The organism is Cupriavidus sp. 207A1, from assembly GCF_057798955.1.
This window is the reverse complement of sequence record NZ_JBYOJO010000011.1, coordinates 137,147-156,536: the sequence shown is the minus strand read 5'-3', so window position 1 is coordinate 156,536 and position 19,390 is coordinate 137,147. Positions and strand designations below refer to the sequence as shown.

The 19,390-nt window shown below is 69.2% G+C and carries 17 protein-coding genes; 11 read left to right on the top strand and 6 right to left on the bottom strand.

From position 1 onward, the window contains the following. The first annotated feature begins 36 nt into the window (after nt 1–36). The 7 genes from AC3FMM_RS20610 to AC3FMM_RS20580 all read left to right on the top strand — a co-directional run bounded on the left by AC3FMM_RS20610 (nt 37) and on the right by AC3FMM_RS20580 (nt 4,096). The gene (locus tag AC3FMM_RS20610) at nt 37–288 is read left to right on the top strand and encodes an acyl carrier protein (RefSeq protein ID WP_012354876.1); all 252 of its coding nucleotides are present in this window, start codon (nt 37–39) and stop codon (nt 286–288) included. Next, complete coding sequence (locus AC3FMM_RS20605; protein WP_277343557.1) at nt 285–413, top strand: hypothetical protein; 129 nt, start codon at nt 285–287, stop codon at nt 411–413. Before AC3FMM_RS20610 ends, AC3FMM_RS20605 begins: the two co-directional genes overlap by 4 nt. Nucleotides 414–423: 10 nt before the next feature. Next, complete coding sequence (locus tag AC3FMM_RS20600; protein ID WP_326346287.1) at nt 424–1,425, top strand: amino acid--[acyl-carrier-protein] ligase; 1,002 nt, start codon at nt 424–426, stop codon at nt 1,423–1,425. Next, a complete protein-coding gene (locus AC3FMM_RS20595; RefSeq protein WP_111520823.1) occupies nt 1,426–2,406 on the top strand; it encodes a DUF1839 family protein in 981 nt (326 codons plus the stop codon). It begins immediately after the preceding gene. 66 nt (nt 2,407–2,472) lie between these two features. After that, nucleotides 2,473–2,763: a hypothetical protein gene (locus AC3FMM_RS20590; RefSeq protein WP_488687378.1), complete on the top strand. Its 291-nt coding sequence runs from the start codon at nt 2,473–2,475 to the stop codon at nt 2,761–2,763. After that, complete coding sequence (locus AC3FMM_RS20585; protein WP_240987746.1) at nt 2,712–2,939, top strand: hypothetical protein; 228 nt, start codon at nt 2,712–2,714, stop codon at nt 2,937–2,939. Before AC3FMM_RS20590 ends, AC3FMM_RS20585 begins: the two co-directional genes overlap by 52 nt. Before the next feature lie 434 nt (nt 2,940–3,373). Continuing rightward, a complete protein-coding gene (locus tag AC3FMM_RS20580) occupies nt 3,374–4,096 on the top strand; it encodes a Crp/Fnr family transcriptional regulator (RefSeq protein WP_012354880.1) in 723 nt (240 codons plus the stop codon). 58 nt (nt 4,097–4,154) lie between these two features. Here the strand turns inward: AC3FMM_RS20580 and AC3FMM_RS20575 are convergent, their stop codons facing one another. Next, nucleotides 4,155–5,207, bottom strand: a complete 1,053-nt coding sequence (locus AC3FMM_RS20575; protein ID WP_488687377.1) for a DUF1839 family protein — start codon at nt 5,205–5,207, stop codon at nt 4,155–4,157. Nucleotides 5,208–5,599: 392 nt separating this feature from the next. Here AC3FMM_RS20575 and AC3FMM_RS20570 point away from each other — a divergent pair, with 392 nt between their 5' ends. The 3 genes from AC3FMM_RS20570 (at nt 5,600) to AC3FMM_RS20560 (ending at nt 11,564) form a co-directional block, all read left to right on the top strand. Further along, complete coding sequence (locus AC3FMM_RS20570; RefSeq protein ID WP_116313726.1) at nt 5,600–7,177, top strand: mannose-1-phosphate guanylyltransferase/mannose-6-phosphate isomerase; 1,578 nt, start codon at nt 5,600–5,602, stop codon at nt 7,175–7,177. A gap of 111 nt (nt 7,178–7,288) precedes the next feature. Continuing rightward, nucleotides 7,289–9,631, top strand: coding sequence for a polysaccharide biosynthesis tyrosine autokinase (locus tag AC3FMM_RS20565; RefSeq protein ID WP_115711787.1), 2,343 nt, complete (start codon nt 7,289–7,291; stop codon nt 9,629–9,631). 121 nt (nt 9,632–9,752) lie between these two features. Further along, entirely contained in the window at nt 9,753–11,564 is a 1,812-nt protein-coding gene (locus AC3FMM_RS20560; RefSeq protein ID WP_488687376.1) for an alpha/beta hydrolase, read from the top strand. Between the two features lie 917 nt (nt 11,565–12,481). Here AC3FMM_RS20560 and AC3FMM_RS20555 read toward each other — a convergent pair. The 4 genes from AC3FMM_RS20555 to AC3FMM_RS20540 form a co-directional block, all read right to left on the bottom strand. Continuing rightward, nucleotides 12,482–14,731, bottom strand: coding sequence for a polysaccharide biosynthesis tyrosine autokinase (locus AC3FMM_RS20555; protein WP_116313723.1), 2,250 nt, complete (start codon nt 14,729–14,731; stop codon nt 12,482–12,484). Continuing rightward, on the bottom strand, nt 14,728–15,231 hold the full coding sequence (locus AC3FMM_RS20550; RefSeq protein ID WP_115682084.1) for an arsenate reductase/protein-tyrosine-phosphatase family protein: 504 nt from the start codon (nt 15,229–15,231) through the stop codon (nt 14,728–14,730). Before AC3FMM_RS20550 ends, AC3FMM_RS20555 begins: the two co-directional genes overlap by 4 nt. A 3-nt stretch (nt 15,232–15,234) precedes the next feature. Continuing rightward, a complete protein-coding gene (locus AC3FMM_RS20545) occupies nt 15,235–16,407 on the bottom strand; it encodes a polysaccharide biosynthesis/export family protein (RefSeq protein ID WP_172581800.1) in 1,173 nt (390 codons plus the stop codon). A 176-nt stretch (nt 16,408–16,583) separates the two neighbouring features. After that, a complete protein-coding gene (locus AC3FMM_RS20540) occupies nt 16,584–17,138 on the bottom strand; it encodes an LbetaH domain-containing protein (protein WP_115711798.1) in 555 nt (184 codons plus the stop codon). A 236-nt stretch (nt 17,139–17,374) separates the two neighbouring features. Between AC3FMM_RS20540 and AC3FMM_RS20535 the strand changes: the two genes are divergently transcribed. Then, nucleotides 17,375–18,499: a glycosyltransferase family 4 protein gene (locus AC3FMM_RS20535; RefSeq protein WP_488687375.1), complete on the top strand. Its 1,125-nt coding sequence runs from the start codon at nt 17,375–17,377 to the stop codon at nt 18,497–18,499. On the opposite strand, the gene AC3FMM_RS20530 is transcribed toward AC3FMM_RS20535, so the two are convergent. Further along, on the bottom strand, nt 18,496–19,221 hold the full coding sequence (locus AC3FMM_RS20530; RefSeq protein ID WP_115714174.1) for a polysaccharide deacetylase family protein: 726 nt from the start codon (nt 19,219–19,221) through the stop codon (nt 18,496–18,498). The two genes, AC3FMM_RS20535 and AC3FMM_RS20530, sit on opposite strands and share 4 nt — an antisense overlap. Nucleotides 19,222–19,390: the final 169 nt, after the last annotated feature.

The window sequence follows — 19,390 nt, the reverse complement described above, 5'->3', positions numbered from 1 at the left end:
GCAATAGGCCGCACTCATAAAAACCGGAGGTGTTCCATGAAAGCAACCATCCGCAGCATCCTGGGCGAAGTTGCCCGGCTCGATGTGCCGCTCGCCGACCTGGCAGACAGCGATGACCTGTATGCCGCCGGCCTGTCGTCGCTGGCCACCGTGCACGTGATGCTCGCGCTCGAGAACGCTTTCGACATCGAGATCCCGGACCAGATGCTGACGCGCCAGCTGTTCCGCAGCATCGATTCCCTGGCCGCCGCGGTCGAGCAGATCCGGCAGCAGCAGGAGGCGGCATGATCGCCGTGGCCAGGGTGGCACGCCTGGGCCGCCACTTGCGCGATCTGTGGTCGGCGCCGCTGATGATCAACAACGATCGCATCCTGACCAACACGGCCAATCTGTTGCTGGCCGATCGTTCCTGAGGGAGATCGCATGGACCTCCATACCCTGACCGACGGCACCGCCCAGGGTGGCGCCGCGGCCGAGCCCGGCCCCGCCACGCGGCACGGCAAGCCGGTGCCGCACGCATCGGGCCCCACGTTCCTCGAGCAGCTGGTGGCCGAGGGCCTGATGATCCCGACCGGCGTGCCCGGTCTGTATGGCCGCAACACCACCTTCGAATCGATCTGCGAAGGCATGAACAACGTCATGACGCACCTGGGCCAAGGCCTTGGCGCGGAAACGCTGCACTTCCCGCCGGCCATGGGCCAGGCGGATTTCGAAACCAGCGGCTACATGAAGAGCTTTCCGCAGCTGGCGGGCACTGTCCACAGCTTCTGCGGCGACGACAAGGGCCACCGCCGCCTGCTGGCGCGTCTGGAGGACAAGGACGACTGGACCGACCAGCAGCAGCCGACCGGCGTGGTGCTGACCCCGGCGGCGTGCTATCCGGTCTACCCGGTGATCGCGCGGCGCGGCCTGCTGCCCGAGGACGGCAAGGTGGTCGACGTAATGTCGTACTGCTTCCGCCATGAGTCCTCGCTCGAGCCGACGCGCATGCAGCTGTTCCGTCAGCGCGAATATGTCTGCCTGGGAACCCCGCAGCGCATCGCCGCGTTCCGCGAGCAATGGCTCGAGCGCGTGCCCGAGCTGGCCACGGCGCTGCAGCTGCCGGTGGAGATCGACGTCGCCAGCGATCCGTTCTTCGGGCGCGGCGGCAAGCTCGTCGCCGAAAGCCAGCGCGAGCTCAGGCTCAAGTTCGAGCTGCTGATCCCCATCAACGACGGCGCGCCGCCCTCGGCGTGCATGAGCTTCAACTACCACATGGACCACTTCGGCCATATGTGGGACCTGCGCAGCGCGGACGGCGCCACTGCGCACACGGGCTGTGTCGGCATCGGCGTCGAGCGCATGGCGCTGGCGCTGCTGCGCCACCACGGGCTGGATCCGGCACGCTGGCCCCAAACCGTCCGCGACACGCTGTGGGGGGGGTAAATGTACGGCGACGGCAGGGCCAGGGTTCGCGCAGGCCGCTCCACCTGGCATGGCGGCAATCCGGTCTGGTCCCATGCGAACCAGCAGATCGACCTGTGGGTCGAGCTGCTGCAGGGCTGGGACCTGGAACCCATTGCCGCGCTGCCGTTCACCGTGGCGCAGGATTTCGAGGGCGACCAGTTCACACTATCGGCCTTCCCCGCCAACGACCTCGAGCGCCTGTACGGCATCGTCACGCACGAGCTGTCGATGTATGACCGGCTCGAGGCGCATGTGGCCACCCAGACCGCGCGCGGCAACGTGGTGCTGCTCGAAGTCGACAGCTACCAGTTGCCGCAGCCGGCCGGCACCTACCGCCGCCAGCATATGCGCTCGTGCATCGGCATCGACGTGCTGGTGCCCGAGGCGGCCGCCGTCGGCTACTTCCATGGCGACGGCTACCACACCGCCAGCGGCGAGGACTATGCCGCCATCTTCCGCCCGGCGACCGTGGGCTATGGCGAGGTGGCGGCGTTTCCGCATGCGTCGGTGGCGCGGCGGCGCTTTGCCGCGCTGACCGATGCCGCGCTGATGCGGACCTCGCTGGAACTGCTGCGTCACCACCTGTCGCGTCGTCCGCAGCACAACCCGATCAGCGTGTTCCGCATGGCGTTCCCGGGGCATCTCGAACACCTGATGGCGCGCGGCGAGCCCAACTTCCAGGTCTATGCGGCGAGTGTGCTGCGTCAGCTGGGCGTCAATTTCGAGCTGCTCGGCCGCTACCTGCGCTGGCTGGTGCTGCACGGGCACTCGCTGCCCGATTGCATCGGCGAGGCCTGCTACACCATGGCCTCCGAAGCCATGGTGATGCAGTTCCGGCTGATGCGCGCGGTGATCAGCCGCAAGTCCGACCCCTGCCAGGACTGCCTGGACCAGCTCGAGCAGGCCTACCAGGGCACGGTGCCGGCGCTGGCCTCGCACTTCGGCGCGAGCGTGGCATGAGCGCGCGCGACCCGGCGCCCCAAGTCGCCCTGGCATGCCTTGCGCGCGGTGTGGCAGCCGCTGCAGGTGCTGCTGACCGACGAGGGCCTGAACGGCCTGCATGTGCATGTCATCAATGAAACCGCGCAGCCGCGCACGGTGCGTCTGACGCTGCGCTGCCTGCGCGACGGCGAGGTGGTGGCGGCGCAGGCCCAGCAGGTGCTGACGCTGCATCCGTGCGAATCGTGCCGGATCGCGGCGGCGGCGATGCTCGACGGTTCTTCGATTTCACCTACGCCTACCGATTCGGGCCGCCCGCCCACGACGTGGTGCTCGCTCCCCTGCATGCCGATCACGACAGCACCGGCACGCCGCTGAGCCAGGCGGTCTACCTGCCGGACCAGGACTGGTTCCACCTTGGCCCCGGTGAAACGAGGCTCATCCGCCTGATGCATGAGAGCGGCGCGGCCACGGCGGCCGGCGCCATCCCTTCGGGCGAGATCTACGCCATCAACGCCGACCGGCCCGCCAGCTACGACGCACCGTCCGCATAGGGCGTACAGGCCCCACCAGCCCCCAACGCCGACCGGTTCCTCCGTTGTCATGACTAGCCTGGCAGCGTGTGGTTGCCTGGCCGACGCCGGCATGCCGGCGCCCGGCTACTTGCATTCGCCGCCAGCCGCGGGCGCCACGCCGGCCTGCTACCAACCAACCAAAGGATGAACGAGTACCAACCGTCTGCCTACTGTCGCTTCAGTGCGCCATAGCACTTAATACAGTCAAACGACGAGGCAGGCACACAGCGCACCGCAGGGCTTGCGCGTCGGGACGGAAAGCAGATCAGGGCCGTCATCAGTCAGTCATATGCGGTGTCAACAAGTCGGTAAGCATCAGTCACGGGTGGAGCGGTACAGCCGGGCTTTGCACCACGCAGCCAGTGCGCGAGCGGCGGCCCAGTGCCGGTCCCGGGTCAACGGGGAGAATCAGCATGATCACGCAACGGTCGGACCTGCATGTCAATCATCTGCTCAATGCCCTGCCGCGGCAGGAATGGGAAACGCTGTCGCGCCACTTTGAACTGGTCCGGCTGCGTGCCGGCGAACTGCTGACTGACACCAGCCAGCGCATCGTGCATGTGTATTTCCCGACCACCTCGGTGGTGTCGCTGCTGTCGCTGCTCGAGGACGGCGCCACGGTCGAGTTCGCCGCGGTGGGCAATGAAGGCCTGGTCGGCATTCCGGTGGTGACGGGCGGCGATACCATGCCCAGCCGCGTCGAAGTGCGCAGCCCGGGCTTCGCCTACCGCATTCCCGCACGCGCGCTGCGCGCCGAGCTGTCCTATCTGCCGACCCTGCAGCGCGTCACGCTGCTGTATGTGCAGGCGGTGCTGACGCAGATCGCGCAGACCGCGGCATGCAACCGCCACCATTCGCTGAACAAGCAACTGTGCCGCTGGCTGCTGCTGGCGCGCGACCGCATGAACTCCAACGAGCTGGTCATCACCCAGCAGGTCATCGCCAACATGCTGGGCGTGCGCCGCGAAGGCGTTACCGAAGCGGCCGGCAAGCTGGAAAACCTGGGGCTGATCCACCACAGCCGCGGCCATATCACCATCCTCGATCATTGCGGGCTCGAGAAGCATTCCTGCGAATGCTACAAGCTGGTCAAGCGCGAGTACGACCGCCTGCTGCCTGCGCTGGCACACGCCTGAAGCGCCACGGGCGCGCGGCCCGGCAGCGGCCGTGCGCCAGCGGTGCTTGCCGTTGGCGTCAGGCACGGGCCGGCTGTGCGGGATCGGTGGCGCCGAACGACGACAGCAGGCCGGCGATGACCGTTTCATAAGCGGACTCCATGGTGTCCAGGCACTCGCTGCAGCGGTCCGGACGGCCGCGCGCGGTGGCCCGGGCCAGGCGGAACTGCAGCACCTTGCTTTCCGCGGCGATGCCGTTGGCCGCCCGTGCGACGCGCGCAGGCACATCGTAACCATGCTCGCCGAACCAAGCGAGGCAGTGATGCAGCATCTCGAAGTTCGCCCCCAGCTGGCGCGGCAGGTTGAAGCCGTAGTGCTGGAAGTAGGCATCGCCGCGCGCCAGGATCACCGCGACATGCTGGTCGAAGTCGGCGCGCCAGCGCGTGACCGGGTTCAGCGCGGGACGGCGGCCCAGGTGCTGGCGCATCAGTGCCGCGGCGGCATCGGCCGCGGCCGCACCCCGCAGCGGCGCGCGCACGCGCTTGGCGTATTCGGCGTACGGGAACAGGATGTTGCCGTCGCGCAGTTCGGGCGTCAGCCGCAGCAGGCCGCGATAGTCGTCGCCGGCGGCGGTGTGGTAGCCGAGGCTGTGGTAGTAGCACAGCCGCTGCGCCGCGGGGTCGATCCGGTCGATGGCAACGGTGGTCTTCACGTGCGCCTGGCGGTAGGCGGTGGCGCGCGTGTCGGGCAGGTAGTAGCTGTCCATCTCGACCAGCACCGCATGGCCGCGCCCGACCTGTTCGACCAGGTGGGCCTGGAGCGTGTCGTAGACCGCCATCTCCTGCACCACCGTGCCGTACAGCAGCTCGATGTCCGCCGGCGGGTACTTGAAGAAGGTGAAATGGTCGCCCTCGTAGTCCTGCGCCACGGTGAACGCCAGCGCCGCGCGCGGGTCGAGCCCCCAGCCGTACAGCAGCTCGATCCACAGGTCCATGTAGCAATTGCTCTCCTGCCAGACCGAGGCTTCATCGTGCAGCCGTCGCTGCACCGGCCTGGCCACGCGGCACGGCGACTGGCGCGTGTAGTGGTAGCCGCCGCGGTCGGTGGCCGTGGTTGCCGTGCTCGTTGCCATTGGCGCGATCGTCGCCGTCGTTGCCACCGCCCGCTCCATGTCGTTCCTCCGCAGTGCACGCATGCCGCCGGGCCGCGATCGCAGGCGCTGCGCCTGCACGGCCCACTGTATTGCAACGCCGGCGGCCGTGGCTATCGGTGCGTTCTCCAACAGAGTGCGCGCGATCGCAAGCTAGTGCGGCACGCCTGTGCGCGGCCTGCCGCGGCGGCGCAAGTAGCGTGTGCGGAATCGAACAGATTGCGCCAGGGCGCCTGCCTAGACTGGCTGGCATCCCCGTCATGGCGGTCAGGGACCGCTGCCGGGCGTACCCGTTTCTGCGAGACCGCCGCGGTGGTTGCGCAGGGCCGGGCGCAACGCGCGGGAAACTTGGAACAGCCGACACGCCAGGAGGCATGATGCGAATTCGGACCCGGGAAGAGAACCAGACGCCGCCGCCGGTCAACGGCGAAATCCATGCAGCGCTGCAAGGGCTGGGCGACAGGGCGGCGCATTGTGCCGCGTTGCCGGTGGTGCAGCCCGTGATCCTCGCCGGCGGCGCCGGTACGCGCCTGTGGCCGCTGTCGCGCGAGCAGTTCCCCAAGCAGCTGCTGAACCTGATCGCCGAAGACACGCTGCTGGAAGCCACGGCCAACCGCCTCGCCGGCGTGGCCGCGCTCGCGGGCCGTCCCGACGGCATGGAAGCGGCGCAGATCGTCGTCTGCGGCGAAGAGCACCGCTTCATGATCACCGACATGATGAAGCGCGCCGGCAAGCCGGCGCGCGTGCTGTCCGAGCCGTGCGGGCGCAATACCGCGCCGGCGCTGACGGTGGCCGCGCTGCATGCGCTGGCGGCTGCCGGCGAGGGTGGCGATGCGGTGCTGGTAGTGACGCCGGCCGACCATAGCGTGGCCGACGTCGCGTCGTTCCGCGAGGCCATCGCCACGGCGATCCAGCATGCCGACCACGGTGCCATCGTCACGCTCGGCGTGAAGCCGGTGGCGCCCGAGACCGGCTTCGGCTACATCCGCGCGGCCGGCGGCGCCGACCAGGGCGCCTTCATGCTGGACCGCTTCGTCGAGAAGCCGCATCTGGAGCTGGCCAAGCACTATGTCGAGTCCGGCGAGTTCTGGTGGAACAGCGGCATCTTCGTGGTGCGCGCCTCGGTGTGGCTGCGCGCGGTGGCCGAGCTGCAGCCCGAGATGGCGCGTCAATGCCGCGCCGCCTACGCGGCAAGCGAACACGCCGCCTGCGCCGGCGAGGTGCTGTGCCTGGGCAAGGAAGCGTTCCACGCGTGCCCGTCCGACTCGATCGACTACGCCGTGATGGAGAAGCTCGAGACCCTGCCGGATATCGCCGGCATGCTGGTGCCGCTGGACGCCGGCTGGTCCGACGTCGGCTCATGGGCGGCGATCTGGGATATCGCGCCCAAGGACGCCAGCGGCAATGCCGGGCGCGGACGCGTGCTGTTCGATGGCGCGAGCTCTTGCCTGGCGCATTCCGAAGGCCGCCTGATCGCGTGCGTCGGGGTGCAGGACGTGGTGGTGGTCGAAACCGCCGACGCGGTGCTGGTGGTGGACAAGGCCCACGTGCAGGACGTGAAGAACATCGTCCAGCGTATCCGTTCCGAGCATGGCAATGAAGTGGTGAACCATCGCAAGGTGCGCCGGCCGTGGGGCTGCTATGACTCGATCGACCGCGGCGACCGCTTCCAGGTCAAGCGCATCGTGGTCGAGCCCGGCGCCAGCCTGTCGCTGCAGATGCACTACCACCGCGCCGAGCACTGGGTGGTGGTGCGCGGCACCGCGCGCGTGACCTGCGGCGACAACATCAGCATTCTTTCGGAAAACCAGTCGACCTATATCCCCATCGGCACGCTGCACCGGCTCGAGAACCCGGGCAAGACGCCGCTGGAGATCATCGAGGTGCAGTCGGGCGCCTACCTGGGCGAGGACGACATCGTGAGGTTCGAAGACAACTACGGGCGCAAGTAAGGGGTCGGCGGCCAGTGCATGCGCCCGGGCGCCGGCAGGCGCGCGGGCACGCACCGGTTGCTGCGTGATTGGCGTGAGGCAGCGTGTGGCGGGAGAGATGTCGTGAGCAGAATGTCATTTGCCGGAGCCGTACCGGTACCCGACCAGGTGTCGCCGCGCAGCGGCGCCAACGCACGCGTGCTGCTGGACCACGCAGGCTGGATCCTTGCCGCCGGGCTGACCGGCGCGGCCCTTGCCTGGCTGGCGTGGCTCTCCACCCCTGACCTGTATCGCGCCAAGTCGCTGGTGCAGCTGCAGACCCGCGACGCCGCCGGCCGCACGGCCACGCCGCAGCTCGACCTGGGCATGCTGAAGAGCCGCGCCGTGGTCGGCCCGGTGGTCGAGCGCCTGCACCTGGACATCGAGATCCAGCCGCTGCGCGCGCCGCTGCTGGGCAGCCTGGTCAACCATTTCGCCGAGCCCGGCAAGCTGCGCGGGCCGTGGCCGGCGGAGCTGGGCTATGCGTGGGGCGGCGAGCGGGTGGCGGTGGAGCGCCTGAACGTGCCGGCACGCCTGCTCAACGTGCCCCTGACCCTGGAGATCCTGCCCGACAACGGCTTCCGGCTGAGCGGGCCGGAGGTGCAGGTCGAGGGCCGCGCCGGCCAGGTGGCCGAGGCCGGTGGCATCTCGATGCTGGTGGGGCGGATCGAGGCGCGCCCGGGCACGCGCTTCCTGGTCACGCGGCGCGACCTGACGCTGACAGTCGATGCCGTCACGCGCGAACTGCGCGTCGACAGCGAATCGAGCGAAGCCACCACGCTGCGCATCAGCTGGCAGAACCGCGACCCGGCCACCGCGGCCGCGCTGGTCAACGGCATTGCCGATTCCTATATCAAGGGCCAGGCCGAGCAGCGCCAGGACGACACCGCGGCGACGCTGGCCTTCCTGTCGGGCGAACTGCCGCGCGTGAAGGCCGAGCTCGAGCGCGCCGAGAGCGCGCTGACACGCTACCGCTCGCGCTCGGGCTCGCTGGCGCCGAGCCAGGACGTGCAGTCCTACCTGAACGGCAGCATGGAGTACCAGCGCCAGATCGCGCTGCTGCGGCTGGAGCGCACCAAGCTGCTGCAGCGCTTCACCACCGAAGCCAACGAGGTCCGCACCGTCGACAGCCAGATCCAGCAGCTCACGCGCGAGCGCCAGGAGATGGACGCGCGCATGCAGAACCTGTCGGCGTCCGAGCGTGAATCCGTGGCGCTGACGCGCGACGTCAAGGTGGCCGAGGACATGTACATGACGCTGCGCAACAAGGTCGAGCAGCTGTCGCTGGCGCAGCTCGACCGCACCGGGCAGGTGCGCATCGTCGACAATGCGCTCACGCCCACCGTGCCGGTCGGGCTGGGGCCATGGACGCCGGCCGCGGGCGGCGGCGTGCTGGGCATGCTGCTGGCGGTCGGGGCGCTGACGCTGCGCCAGCGCGTGCGGCCCACCGTGGCCAGCGCCAATGACGCCGAGGACAAGCTCGGCATCACCATGCTGGGCGACATTGCCTTCAGCCGCGAACAGGCCGCGCTCGAGCGCATGGTGTCGGCCAAGGCTTTGCTGGGCGTGGCCGCGGGCTACGCCGCACCGCCGTCGGCGCGCCTGGAGCGGCCGCGGCCGTCGAGCGCGGTGATCGACGTGTCAGACCTGGAGGATGACGACAGCGCCGAGCGGATGCTGCGGCTGGGCCTGCACGACCAGTTCCTGCTGGCGCGCAACGCGCCGCACTCGCTGGCGGTGGAAGGGCTGCGCAATATCCGCGCCGCGGTGCATTTCGCGCTGCGCAGCGCGCCCGACCATGTCATCGCCGTTACCAGCCCGGCCCCTGGCGCGGGCAAGACCTTTGCATCGGTCAACCTGGCCGTGCTGTTCGCAGAAGCCGGCCAGCGCGTGCTGCTGATCGATGCCGACCTGCGCCGCGGCCGCGTGGCGAGCTGGTTCGATCAGCCCGCCGAATCCGGGCTGGCCGAACTGCTGACCGGGCATGTGCCGCTGTCCGCCGCGGTGCGGCCGACGGTGGTCAACGGCCTGTCGATCCTGCCGGCGGGTTTGCCGCCGCCGAATCCTTCCGAACTGCTGATGCGCCCGGGCATGGCCGAAGCGCTGCGCCAGTGCGCGGCCCGCTTCGACCTGGTGCTGATCGACACGCCACCGGTGCTTGCGGTGGCCGACGCCAGCCTGGTCGCGAACCTGGCCGGTTCGACCCTGGTGGTGCTGCGTGCCGATACGACGCTGCCCGGCCAGGTCGATGAAACGCTCAAGCGTCTGCAACGGGCCGATGCGCGCCTGCTGGGCGGCATCCTCAACTGTGTGATTGCCAAGCGCAGCAACCGGGCCGAGTTCAACAGCGTGAATCCTTACCTTGGCATGCCGGCGACGGCACCGATTTCGCGCCGGATCGGGCAGGCGCTGCACCGCGAAGAGAAAAAAGAATAAGGGGGACGCGGAAGCGGGCAGCGCCGCCTGGGCGTACCCGTTTCTGCGTGCAAAGGCGGGTCTGGCTCCAGCGGCTCGGCGGCTGACCATCCGCTCGCCAGGAGGCGACATGAGGCGGCTTATGTTTGAAGGCTGTGCCGGCTGGCTGCACGAGGCACAAGGAAAGACCGGGGTGGTACTGTGCGCCCCGCTGGGCCACGAGGCAATGTGGTCGCACCGGGCATGGCGGCATCTTGCCGACGATCTCGCCGCGGCCGGCATGCCGGTGCTGCGCTTTGATTATCCCTGCACCGGCGATTCCGCCGGCGCCTGCGAGGCCGCGCATTTCCTCGGCCGCGCCGCCTCGAGCATCGTCGCCGCGGCCGCGCAGCTGCGCGCGCTGGCCGGCGTGGAGCACATCGTGCTGTGCGGGCTGCGCGCCGGTGCCAGCCTCGCGGTGCAGGCCGCCGAGGCGATGCGCTCGCATCCGGCATGGCAGGGCGGCGTTGCCGCGCTGGTGCTGCTCGCGCCCGTGGTCAATGGCCGCACCTACCTGCGCGAGCTGCGCGCGCTGCATCTGAACTGGCTCAACAGCGTTGGGCCGACCGAGACGCCGCCACCGCCGCCGGCCGGCGCGCTCGACGTGCTGGCCTTCCGCTTCAGCGCCGACACCGTGCGCGACCTCGAGGCGCTGCGGCTCGACCGCGGCGCCAACTGCCCCGCGCCGCGCGTGCTGGTGCTCGACCCCTGGCCGGGCTCCGCCTCCGCGGCCGGCGCGCTGGCGCAGTACTACACCGATGGCGGCGCGAAGGTCGATGCGGCCCCGTTTCCCGACTACGCCGACATGATGCAATCGGCCGAGTTTGCCGGGGTGCCGGCGCAGACGTGGCGGCAGCTGGTGCAGTGGCTGGCGCCGATACCCGCAGTGGCCGGGCTGTCGGCCGCATTGCCGGCGGCGCGCCGGCACCTGCCCGGTGCTGCGTCGCTGCGCGTGGCGGTCGATGGCGTGATCGAAGAGTCGGTCTGGCTCGGCGCGCGGCGCCAGTTCGGCATCCTGTGCATGCCGCGCGACGAGGCGCCCGCGCCGGTCGCTGTGATCTTCCCGAATACCGGCGGCAACCACCATGTCGGCGATGGCCGCATGTTCGTCACGCTGTCGCGACGGCTGGCAAGACTGGGCGTGGTGTCGCTGCGGCTGGACGTGTCCGCGCTCGGCGACAGCCCACGCGCGCCACGCAGCATGAGCATTTCCAAGATCTACTCGCCGGGGCCGCGCGCGGACGTAAGCGCCGCGGTCGACTGGATGCGCGCGCGCGGCTTCCGTTGCATCGTGCTGGCGGGGGTTTGCTCGGGCGCGTTCCTGAGCCTGCACGCCGCGCTGGCCAACCCCGGCGTGAACGGCCTGGTGCTCGCCAACCTGGTGAAATTCCGCTGGGACCGCGCCGACGACCGGAGCGCGGGCAAGGGCGCACGCTCGTGGCAAGGCTGGCTCTCGGCCGCGCGCCGCGGCGGCAACTGGCAGCGGGTATTGCAGGGGCAGGTGCGGATCGCCCCGCTCGCCGCGGCCATGGCGCGCCATGCATACCGGCACGCCACCGAACGCGTGGCGTTCCGCTTGACGCGGCTGCGCGGTGGCGAAGACCTGGCGTCAGCCACGGCTTACGCACGGGCCGCGATGCGGAGCCTGAATGAGCGCGGGGTGCGGACGGACATGCTGTACGGGTCCGAGGACATGGGGCTCGATGAGGCTCAGCTGCGCTTTGGCAGGGATCTGGAAGCGCTGGCGGCGTTCACGCATATCACCGTGCATCGGCATGCGTGTATGGACCATGCGTTGTTTCTGGCGGGGGGGAGGCAGGTTTTTTGTGACCAGGTGGTCAAGCATGTGGTGGCGAGATTGGGGGCGATGGAGGCGGTGGGGGAGGGGTTGTTGCGGGGGGTTAAGGTGTGTTGAGGGGGTTTTTGGTTGGGCGCTGTTGGTGACATGCTGTCGGCTTTTGGGCCGCCTGGTTCCGCCCTGCTGGGCGGGTCACTTTTTGGCCGAGCGCCAAAAAGTAACCAAAAAGCGCGTTTACTGCCCTGCGGGCGGCATGTCTTATCGTAGTGTGCCCGGGGGCTTTCGTACGGGGCTGGGCTTCCTCGCATAGCTGGACTGCCTGCCGCAGGGGTGCACCACGGTGACAGGGGCGTTGAAGTGTTGGTTGAACGAGCCCAGAGCGGTGGGTGGTCCCTGCTGCGGGCCTTCCCGTAGGAACGCCTACGGCTGCGCTTCGCGCCGGCCCTATCGCGCGGCGTGGGCCCTGGCACTGGACGCATCGCTGCGCTCGCTTGGCCCATGCGGTGCGCGCACGTGATTCCGATTCCCGTGCTGTGTGCAGGCCAGCCGCCAACATCAACCCGGGACGCCTGCAGAAGGATTACGCCGGTTGCACGTGGCTGACGGAATTCAGAATCCGACGGGCGTGGTCCCTGCAGCGCCGAGCGAGCGCAGCGACGCGTCCAGTGCCGGTGCCCAAGCTCTGCGATAGGGCCGGCGCGCAGCGCAGCCGAAGGCGTTCCTACGACAAGGCCAGCAGCAGGGACCACTCCGCGCTCTGGGCTCGTTCAACCATCATTCCAACGCCCCACCCACGGTGGTGCCCCCCGCGGCAGGCAGTCCCGCTATGCGAGGAAACACAGCCCCGTACGAAAACCCCCAGGCACACTACGATAAGACATGCCGCCCGCAGGGCAGTAAACGCGCTTTTTGGTTACTTTTTGGCGCTCGGCCAAAAAGTGACCCGCCCAGCAGGGCGGAACCACGCGGTTCAACAGCCGACAGCATGTCACCAACAGCGACCAGCCCAACAGGCCCCAACAACAACAACAACCTCATGCCCTCTTAGAACTAGCCCCCCCATACTGATTCATATACCGATACTTCCCAAAGTGATAATGCGCCCGATACCACCGCCCCTCCACCTTCAGGCCATTGAATATCACCCCCTTGATATCACTCCCCGCCTGCACGATCGCGCGCCGCGTGGCCTTGAGTTCTGATGCGGTACTGGCATCGGCCCGTGCCACCAGGAACACCGCCCCCGCCTTGGTCGCCAGCACGCCGGCGTCGGACGTTGCCAGCACCGGCGGCGTGTCGAGCAGCACCACGTCGTAGCGGTTCCTGAGCGTGGCCAGCAGCGTATCCATGCCGCGCGTCTGCAGCAGGTCGGCAGCCAGCGGCGGTTCCGAGCCGGTGGCGATGAAGTCGAGTCCCGGCACCACGTCGCGCTGCAGCACCTGCTCCAGCGGCGTGCCGGTCAGCAGCTCGGTCAGTCCCGGCACGCGCGGCTTGCCGAAATGGTGGTTGAGCCCGCCGCGGCGCAGGTCGGCGTCGACCAGCACCACGCGACGGCCGGCGGTGGCCAGCACCGTGGCGAAGTTGGCCGAGATGAAGGACTTGCCGACTTCGGGCGCCGGCCCGGTGATCACCACCACGTTGTTGCTGTCGCTGTTGAGCAGCGCGAACTGCAGCGAGGTGCGGAAGCTGCGCAGGCTTTCCACCGCCGGGTCGTCCGGCATGCGCCGGGCGAGCAGCTTGTCGATATCGCGCCCGCCGCGCAGGCGCGACTGCTCCGCGCTGTAGGGCACCGTCGCGTACACCGTCATGCCGGTCTCGCGCTCGATCTCGTCCGCGTCGGCGACGCCGCCATCGAACAGCCGGCGCAGCACCACCACCGCCGTGCCGGCCAGCAGGCCCAGCAACACCGAGGCCGCGGCGATCAGCTTGCGGTTGGGCTTGACCGGGCGGATCGGCACCTCGGCCGGGTCCACCAGGCGCGCCGTGCCGATCTTGCTGGCCTTGACCAGCCTGAGCTGCTGCACGTCGTTCAGCAGCGACTGGTACATCTCGGTGCTGACCCGGACGTCGCGCATCAGCCGCAGCACGTTCTGCTCGATATCCGGCAGGCGCTGGATCTTGCCGCCGACGGTGCCGATCTCGGCGTTCACGTCGGCGATCTGCTTGTCCATGATCTCGATTGCCGGATGGTTGGGCGTGAAGCGCGCAATCAGTTCCTGGCGCCGCTGGCGCAGGTCCGCCAGCTTGGTCTGGGCAGCCACGGACTGCGCCAGCACCAGCCGGGATTCTTCGTTCAGGTCGATGGTGCCGCGCTGGTTGCGCATGGCGTTGTAGCGCGACTCGGCGCTTTCCAGCTGCTGCTTGAGCTGCGGCAGCTGCGCTTCCAGGAAGGCCAGCGACTTCTCGGCCTCGGCGGCCTTGCGGCGCAGGTTCTGCTCGACATACTCGTTGCCGATCTCGTTCAGGATGGCGGCGGTCTTTTCTGCCGAAGTGCCCTCCAGCGCCACGCCGATCACGCCGCTCTGCTTGCCGCGCTCGGTGATCATCAGCTGGCTCTGCAGGTCGGCAATGGCCACCGCGCGCGGCACGCGCGAGACATGGAACACCGCGCCGGGGCGGCCTTCGAGCTGGCTCAGCTCGATCGTGACCTTGCCGCTGCGGGTCGCCACCGTCAACGGCACGCCGACGCGGCCTTCGGCCACGACATCGTCGCTGGCGAAGGCCAGCCGGTACTTGTCATTGCCCTGCGCGGTCACCGTGATCAGCCGGCGCTCCATCGCGGGCGGCACCTCCAGGCGCGATACCGTGATCGCTTCGCTGCCCCACGCATAGCCGCCCCGGCCGAACAGCCCCGGCTGCGACAGCTCGCGGTTAAAGCCGGCCACGGCCCCGCCGATCACCGGGAAATAGTACGGCGACGCGGATATGTCCAGTTGCAGCGCGTCGACCGCCTTGCCCACCACCATGCGCGAGCGCAGCAGCTCGATCTCGGTGGAAGGGGCGGGCCTGGCGTCGTATACCGGCGACACCGTGGCGGTGGGCTTGTTGGTATTGTTGACGTTGCCGGCGTTCTGGTCCTCTACCTGCACCAGGATGTCGGCGCGGTAGACCGGCTTGGACAGCAACGCGAACAGCAGGCCCACGGCCATCACCGCCGCGGCGACCGCGAGGAAGGTCCAGCGGTAACGGATCAGCACGTCGACATACGAAGTCAGGTCCGACGACTGCTCGTCGCCTTCGGGAGCCTGGGCCTCGTAGTCACGCAGGTTCTTGATGTTGCTCATGTTGCCTCCCCGTAGCGGGTTGCCTGTGCTTCGGATTGAATCTGTGCCGCCCATGCCTGCACGCCCTCGCGGATCAACCCCAGCACGATCAGGAACATCGCCTGCGAGCCGCCGTAGGGATCGGGAATATCCGCCTGCGCGGCCTCGCACAGGCGGAAGGTCTTGCCGCGCGCGCGCGGGTAGCGCTGCTCCAGCCATTCGCGCTGCTCGCTGTCCATCACCAGCACCAGGTCCGCGTCGTCGACCATGTCGTCATCGAGTTCGCGCGCGCGGTGCGCGGCCAGGTCCAGCCCGTCCTTGGCCAGCAGCCGGATCACGCGCGGATCGGCGCCGGCGCCGACCGGCGGCGCCAGCCCCGCGGAACCGATGCGGCAGTCGGGCAAGGCCTGGCGCAGCAGGTCGGCGGCCATCGGACTGCGGCAGCGGTTGCCCAGGCACACCACCAGGATCGAGCGAATCATCGCGGCTTCATCGGAAATCAGGGTCGGCGCCGGCAGCATGGCTCAAGGTCGGGTAGCGAGACTGTTGACGCCCACCAGCGGGCTCACCACCAGGGTCATGACGCGGCTCCACCGCACCACTTCGCGGGCATCCACGTAGACCACGTCCTTGGGCTCCAGCTCGAAGCCTTCGGCAATCGCCAGCGCCACTGGCGAGGTGCCGTCGAGGTGGAACACCTTCGGCGCATCGCTGGCGGTCTTGCGGATCACGTAGATCTGCTCGGCGTTGGCGGAGTTGGGGTTCACGCCGCCGGCGTCGCCGAGCGCCTCGTTCAGCGTCATGCGCCCGTTGCGCATCAGCAGCGAGGTCGGCCTGACCACTTCCCCGGTGACGAAGACCTTGCTGTCTTCGCGCTGCTCGACGCGCACGATGTCGCCCGAGCGCAGCAGGATGCGTGACGGGTCGACGCCTCTGGCCAGCAGCGCGGGGATGTTCACGTACCAGCTGCGCTCGCCGCGGGTCACGCGCACGCGGCTGTTGTCGCCGGTGTTGTTGAGCACGCCGCCGGCGCGGTTGAGCGCCTCGACCAGCGTCATCGGGGCGTCGTCGATGGCGAGCATGCCGGGCGTGCGCACTTCGCCGTCGACATAGACGCGCTGGCTGCGGAAGCCCAGCACGCGCACCGTCATCTGCGGATTGCGCACCACGCGCGAGAGCACGCGCGCCATTTCGTCGCGCACCTGGTTGGCGGTCTTGCCGGAGACCTTCATCACGCCGGCATACGGGAACTGGATGTCGCCATTGGGGCTGACCACATAACCGGGCATGTTGGAGCCGCCGGTGGACGCGGGGACCTCGAAGCCCGCGCCGATGCTGTAGGTCTGCGTCGGGAACACCAGTTCCGGGTGGTCCCACACCACCACCGAGATGATGTCGCCGGGGCCGATCACATAGGGCTTGGGCGTGGCGAACAGTTCTTCGACGCGGTCATTGGTGGGCTTGCTCTTGGCGCGCAGGTCGCGCACCAGGTCCATGGTGATGGGGGTGATGTCCGGCTTGGCGTCCGGCCCGACGGCGTCGACGTTCGCGGTCGGGCTGAAGTGCATCCCCGGCGACGCGGCGCAGCCGCCCAGCAGCAGGACGGCGCCGAGCGCGCACAGGGCTGGCAGCGAGCGCCGGCGCGAGCGGCGGGTGCGATCGGTAGGGCAAGCGGTGCGGCATTGACTGGTTTCCACGACATTGCTCCTGCGTATTTGGCTGGGCCCGCGCCGGGACGGCAGGCCCCTGATGCTCCCAGCCTAGGGCGGCGGGTAGCGTGAATCGGTGCGTTCTCGCACACTGCCATGGGCGCCTTGGGTGGCCTGGCGCGCACTGGTCGAATGCGACGCGGGCATGTTGTCCGACGCCTGGCTCATGGCTGCGGACGGCGCTGGCCGATGGGCCGCGCGGGCGTTCCGCCATACACCGTCCACGCCTCGTGCAGCGGTTTGGTGACCACCGTGCGCGGCGCAATCACCGCGCCTTCGGGCAAGGTCACGCCTGGCGAGATGAACGCTTCGGCGCACACCCACACATGGCGTTCCAGCGTGATCGGCGACGCAATCAGCTGGAAGGTTTCGCTGTTGTAATCGTGCGAGCCCGTGCACAGGTGCGAGCCTTGTGACACGATGGCGTAGTCGCCGAGCGTGATCGGACTGATGTTGTAGAGGGTCACGCCGTCGGCGACGGCGGTGTGCTCGCCCATCACCAGGTTCCACGGCGCCCAGATCCGTGCCGCGGGGTAGACCCGCGCATCGCGGCCGAGGCGGGCGCCGAACAGCCGCAGCAGTGCGGCGCGCCAGGCATGCATCGGGCGCAGGCTGGGGCGGAACAGCCACAGCCATACCCAGTTCCATAGCTGCCGACGCACGCGGTTGGACAGCGAAAACGAAGGGCCGGAGGTGCGGTGGGTGTGCTGAATGATCATACGGAGCGTTTCCGGGACGGCGGACATTGCGGCGATGCTCGCGCGAAGCCGTGCCGTGTATCGGTGCGCCGCGCCACAGAAGCCGGGCGAGAGGCTCCGCTACTTGCCGCGGCCGCCATCACGCTCCACACAGGTGCGCCAGCGCACGGAGCGGCACCCGGTGCTGGCGCATGCTGCAGGCAGGACGCCGTGTGCACAGATCTGCTTGCACGCGGTGCGACCGGAGCCATGACGCGATGATGCATCCCTCGCAGCTGCGCGAGACCCCTGCGCCGCTGCCCAGCATCCTGATCTACAGCGCCCCCTTCCATCCGTTGATCGGCGGCATGGAGCGCTTTGCCGAGGAGTTGGCGAGCGGGCTGACGGAGCTGGGCTATCCGGTCGAAGTGGCCACGCGCACGCCGGCCGCGCCGGGCGACGCCACGACCTTCCCGTTCACCGTGACCCGGGTCCGCGGCAAGCTGCAGCTGGCGCGCGCCATGCTGCGCCACCGGCGCGTGCTGTTCGTCGGCCTGACTTTTTACGACGTGATGCTGGCCAGCGCGCTGCGCCGTCGCATCGTGCTGACGCACCACGGCCCCTACGTGGTCCATGGCCACAAGCGCGGCACCTGGACCGGTCCGATCAAGCGCTGGCTGTCGCGCTTCTACGACGGCATCTGCGTCAGCCACTACCTGGCCGGCTGGCTGCCAGGCCAGCCACTGGTGATCCACAACGGCTATCGCGACGAACTGTTCGCGGCGGCGCCGCCCGCCGACGCGCGGCCGCCGGGAAGCTTCATCTTCGTCGGGCGGCTGGTGTCCGAAAAAGGCGTGGACCTGCTGGTGCGCAGCTTCGCGCGCCTGCACGCGCGCGAGCCGCATGCGCGCCTCACGATTGTTGGCGACGGGCCCGAGCGCGAAGCCCTGGCACGGCTGGCCGACGGACTTGGTTGCGCGGCCGCGGTGCACTTTACCGGCTGCCAGTGCGCCGCCGGCGTGGCGGCGCTGCTGGGCCGGCATCGATGCCTGGTGGCGCCGTCGCTGGGCTACGAGTCGTTTGGCATCGTCGCGCTGGAAGGCCTGGCGGCGGGCTGCGAAGTGATCGTCAGCCAGCGCGGCGGCCTGCCCGAAGCGGTCGGCGACTTCGGCTGGGTCGTGGAGCCGGCGCCCGAGCCGCTACACGCGGCCATGGCCGCGGTGCTGGGCGGCGCGTCGCGCCGGGACGAAGCCGGCACGCGCGAGTTCCTGCGCGAGCACGAACGCAAGGCGGTGGCGCAGCGCTATGCCGAGGCCATCGCGCGCTTCACGCAGCATCCCAGCGAGCCGCGCGAGCCCGTACCGTTCAACCCCGAGCAGCAGGGTTCCGAGGCTGGCCGCTAGGCTTCGCGCCAGCGGTCTTCGTGCGCGGTCAGGCATTTGCGCAGGAAGCTGAACATGCCGGTGGCGCAATAGACGCTGACGCGGGGCAGGCCGAACGGGTCGTCGCTGGCGCGGGCCAGCCCGCGCGCCGTGATGGTGGCGTTGGCGTAGCCGGCCGCGCGCACCATTTCCCGGTGCGCGGCATCCTGGCTGCCGTAGGGATAGCAGAAGGCGGTCACCGGTACGCCGAGCCACTGTTCCAGCTCGTCCTTGGACGCGGCGATCTGCCGGCGCGCCTCATGCGGCGCCATGCGGCGCAGGTCGACATGGTCCAGCGTATGCGAGCCGACCTCGTGCCCGCCCTGGTGCCATGCGCGCATCTGCGCCACGCTCATCAGCGCCGCGGGGCGGATGCCCAGGTCGCGGTCCCAGACGTTGCTGCCCGACAGCTGGCGCGAGACAAAGTAATTGGTGGCGGTGAAGCCGAGCGCGTCCAGCGCGGGCATGGCGTGCTCGAACACGTTGCGGAAGCCGTCGTCGAAGGTGATGCCGAACACCTTGCCGCTGCGCTCGCCGTGCAGGTACGGCATCAGGTCGCGCATGCTCAGGCCGCGATAGCCAAGCCGGTGCATCAGGCGCATCTGGCGGCGAAAGCGCGCGGGCGGCACCCACAGCCCGCGCCCGGGCGAGCGGCGTGGCGGCGGCGCGTCGATCTGGTGGTACATCAGGATCGGAATCGGCATGGCAGGGATCAGGTGCGCGCCATGCAAATGGCGCCGGTGCAGACCATTCTGGTGCGCTGCGGAGGCCGGCTCGGTGCGCTGGTCCACATTGGCCCGGCGGCGCCGGCACTGGCCGGCGCGGGTGTGTGGCAGCGAACAGAGGCCGCGGGCGCGCTGGCTCATGCTGCGG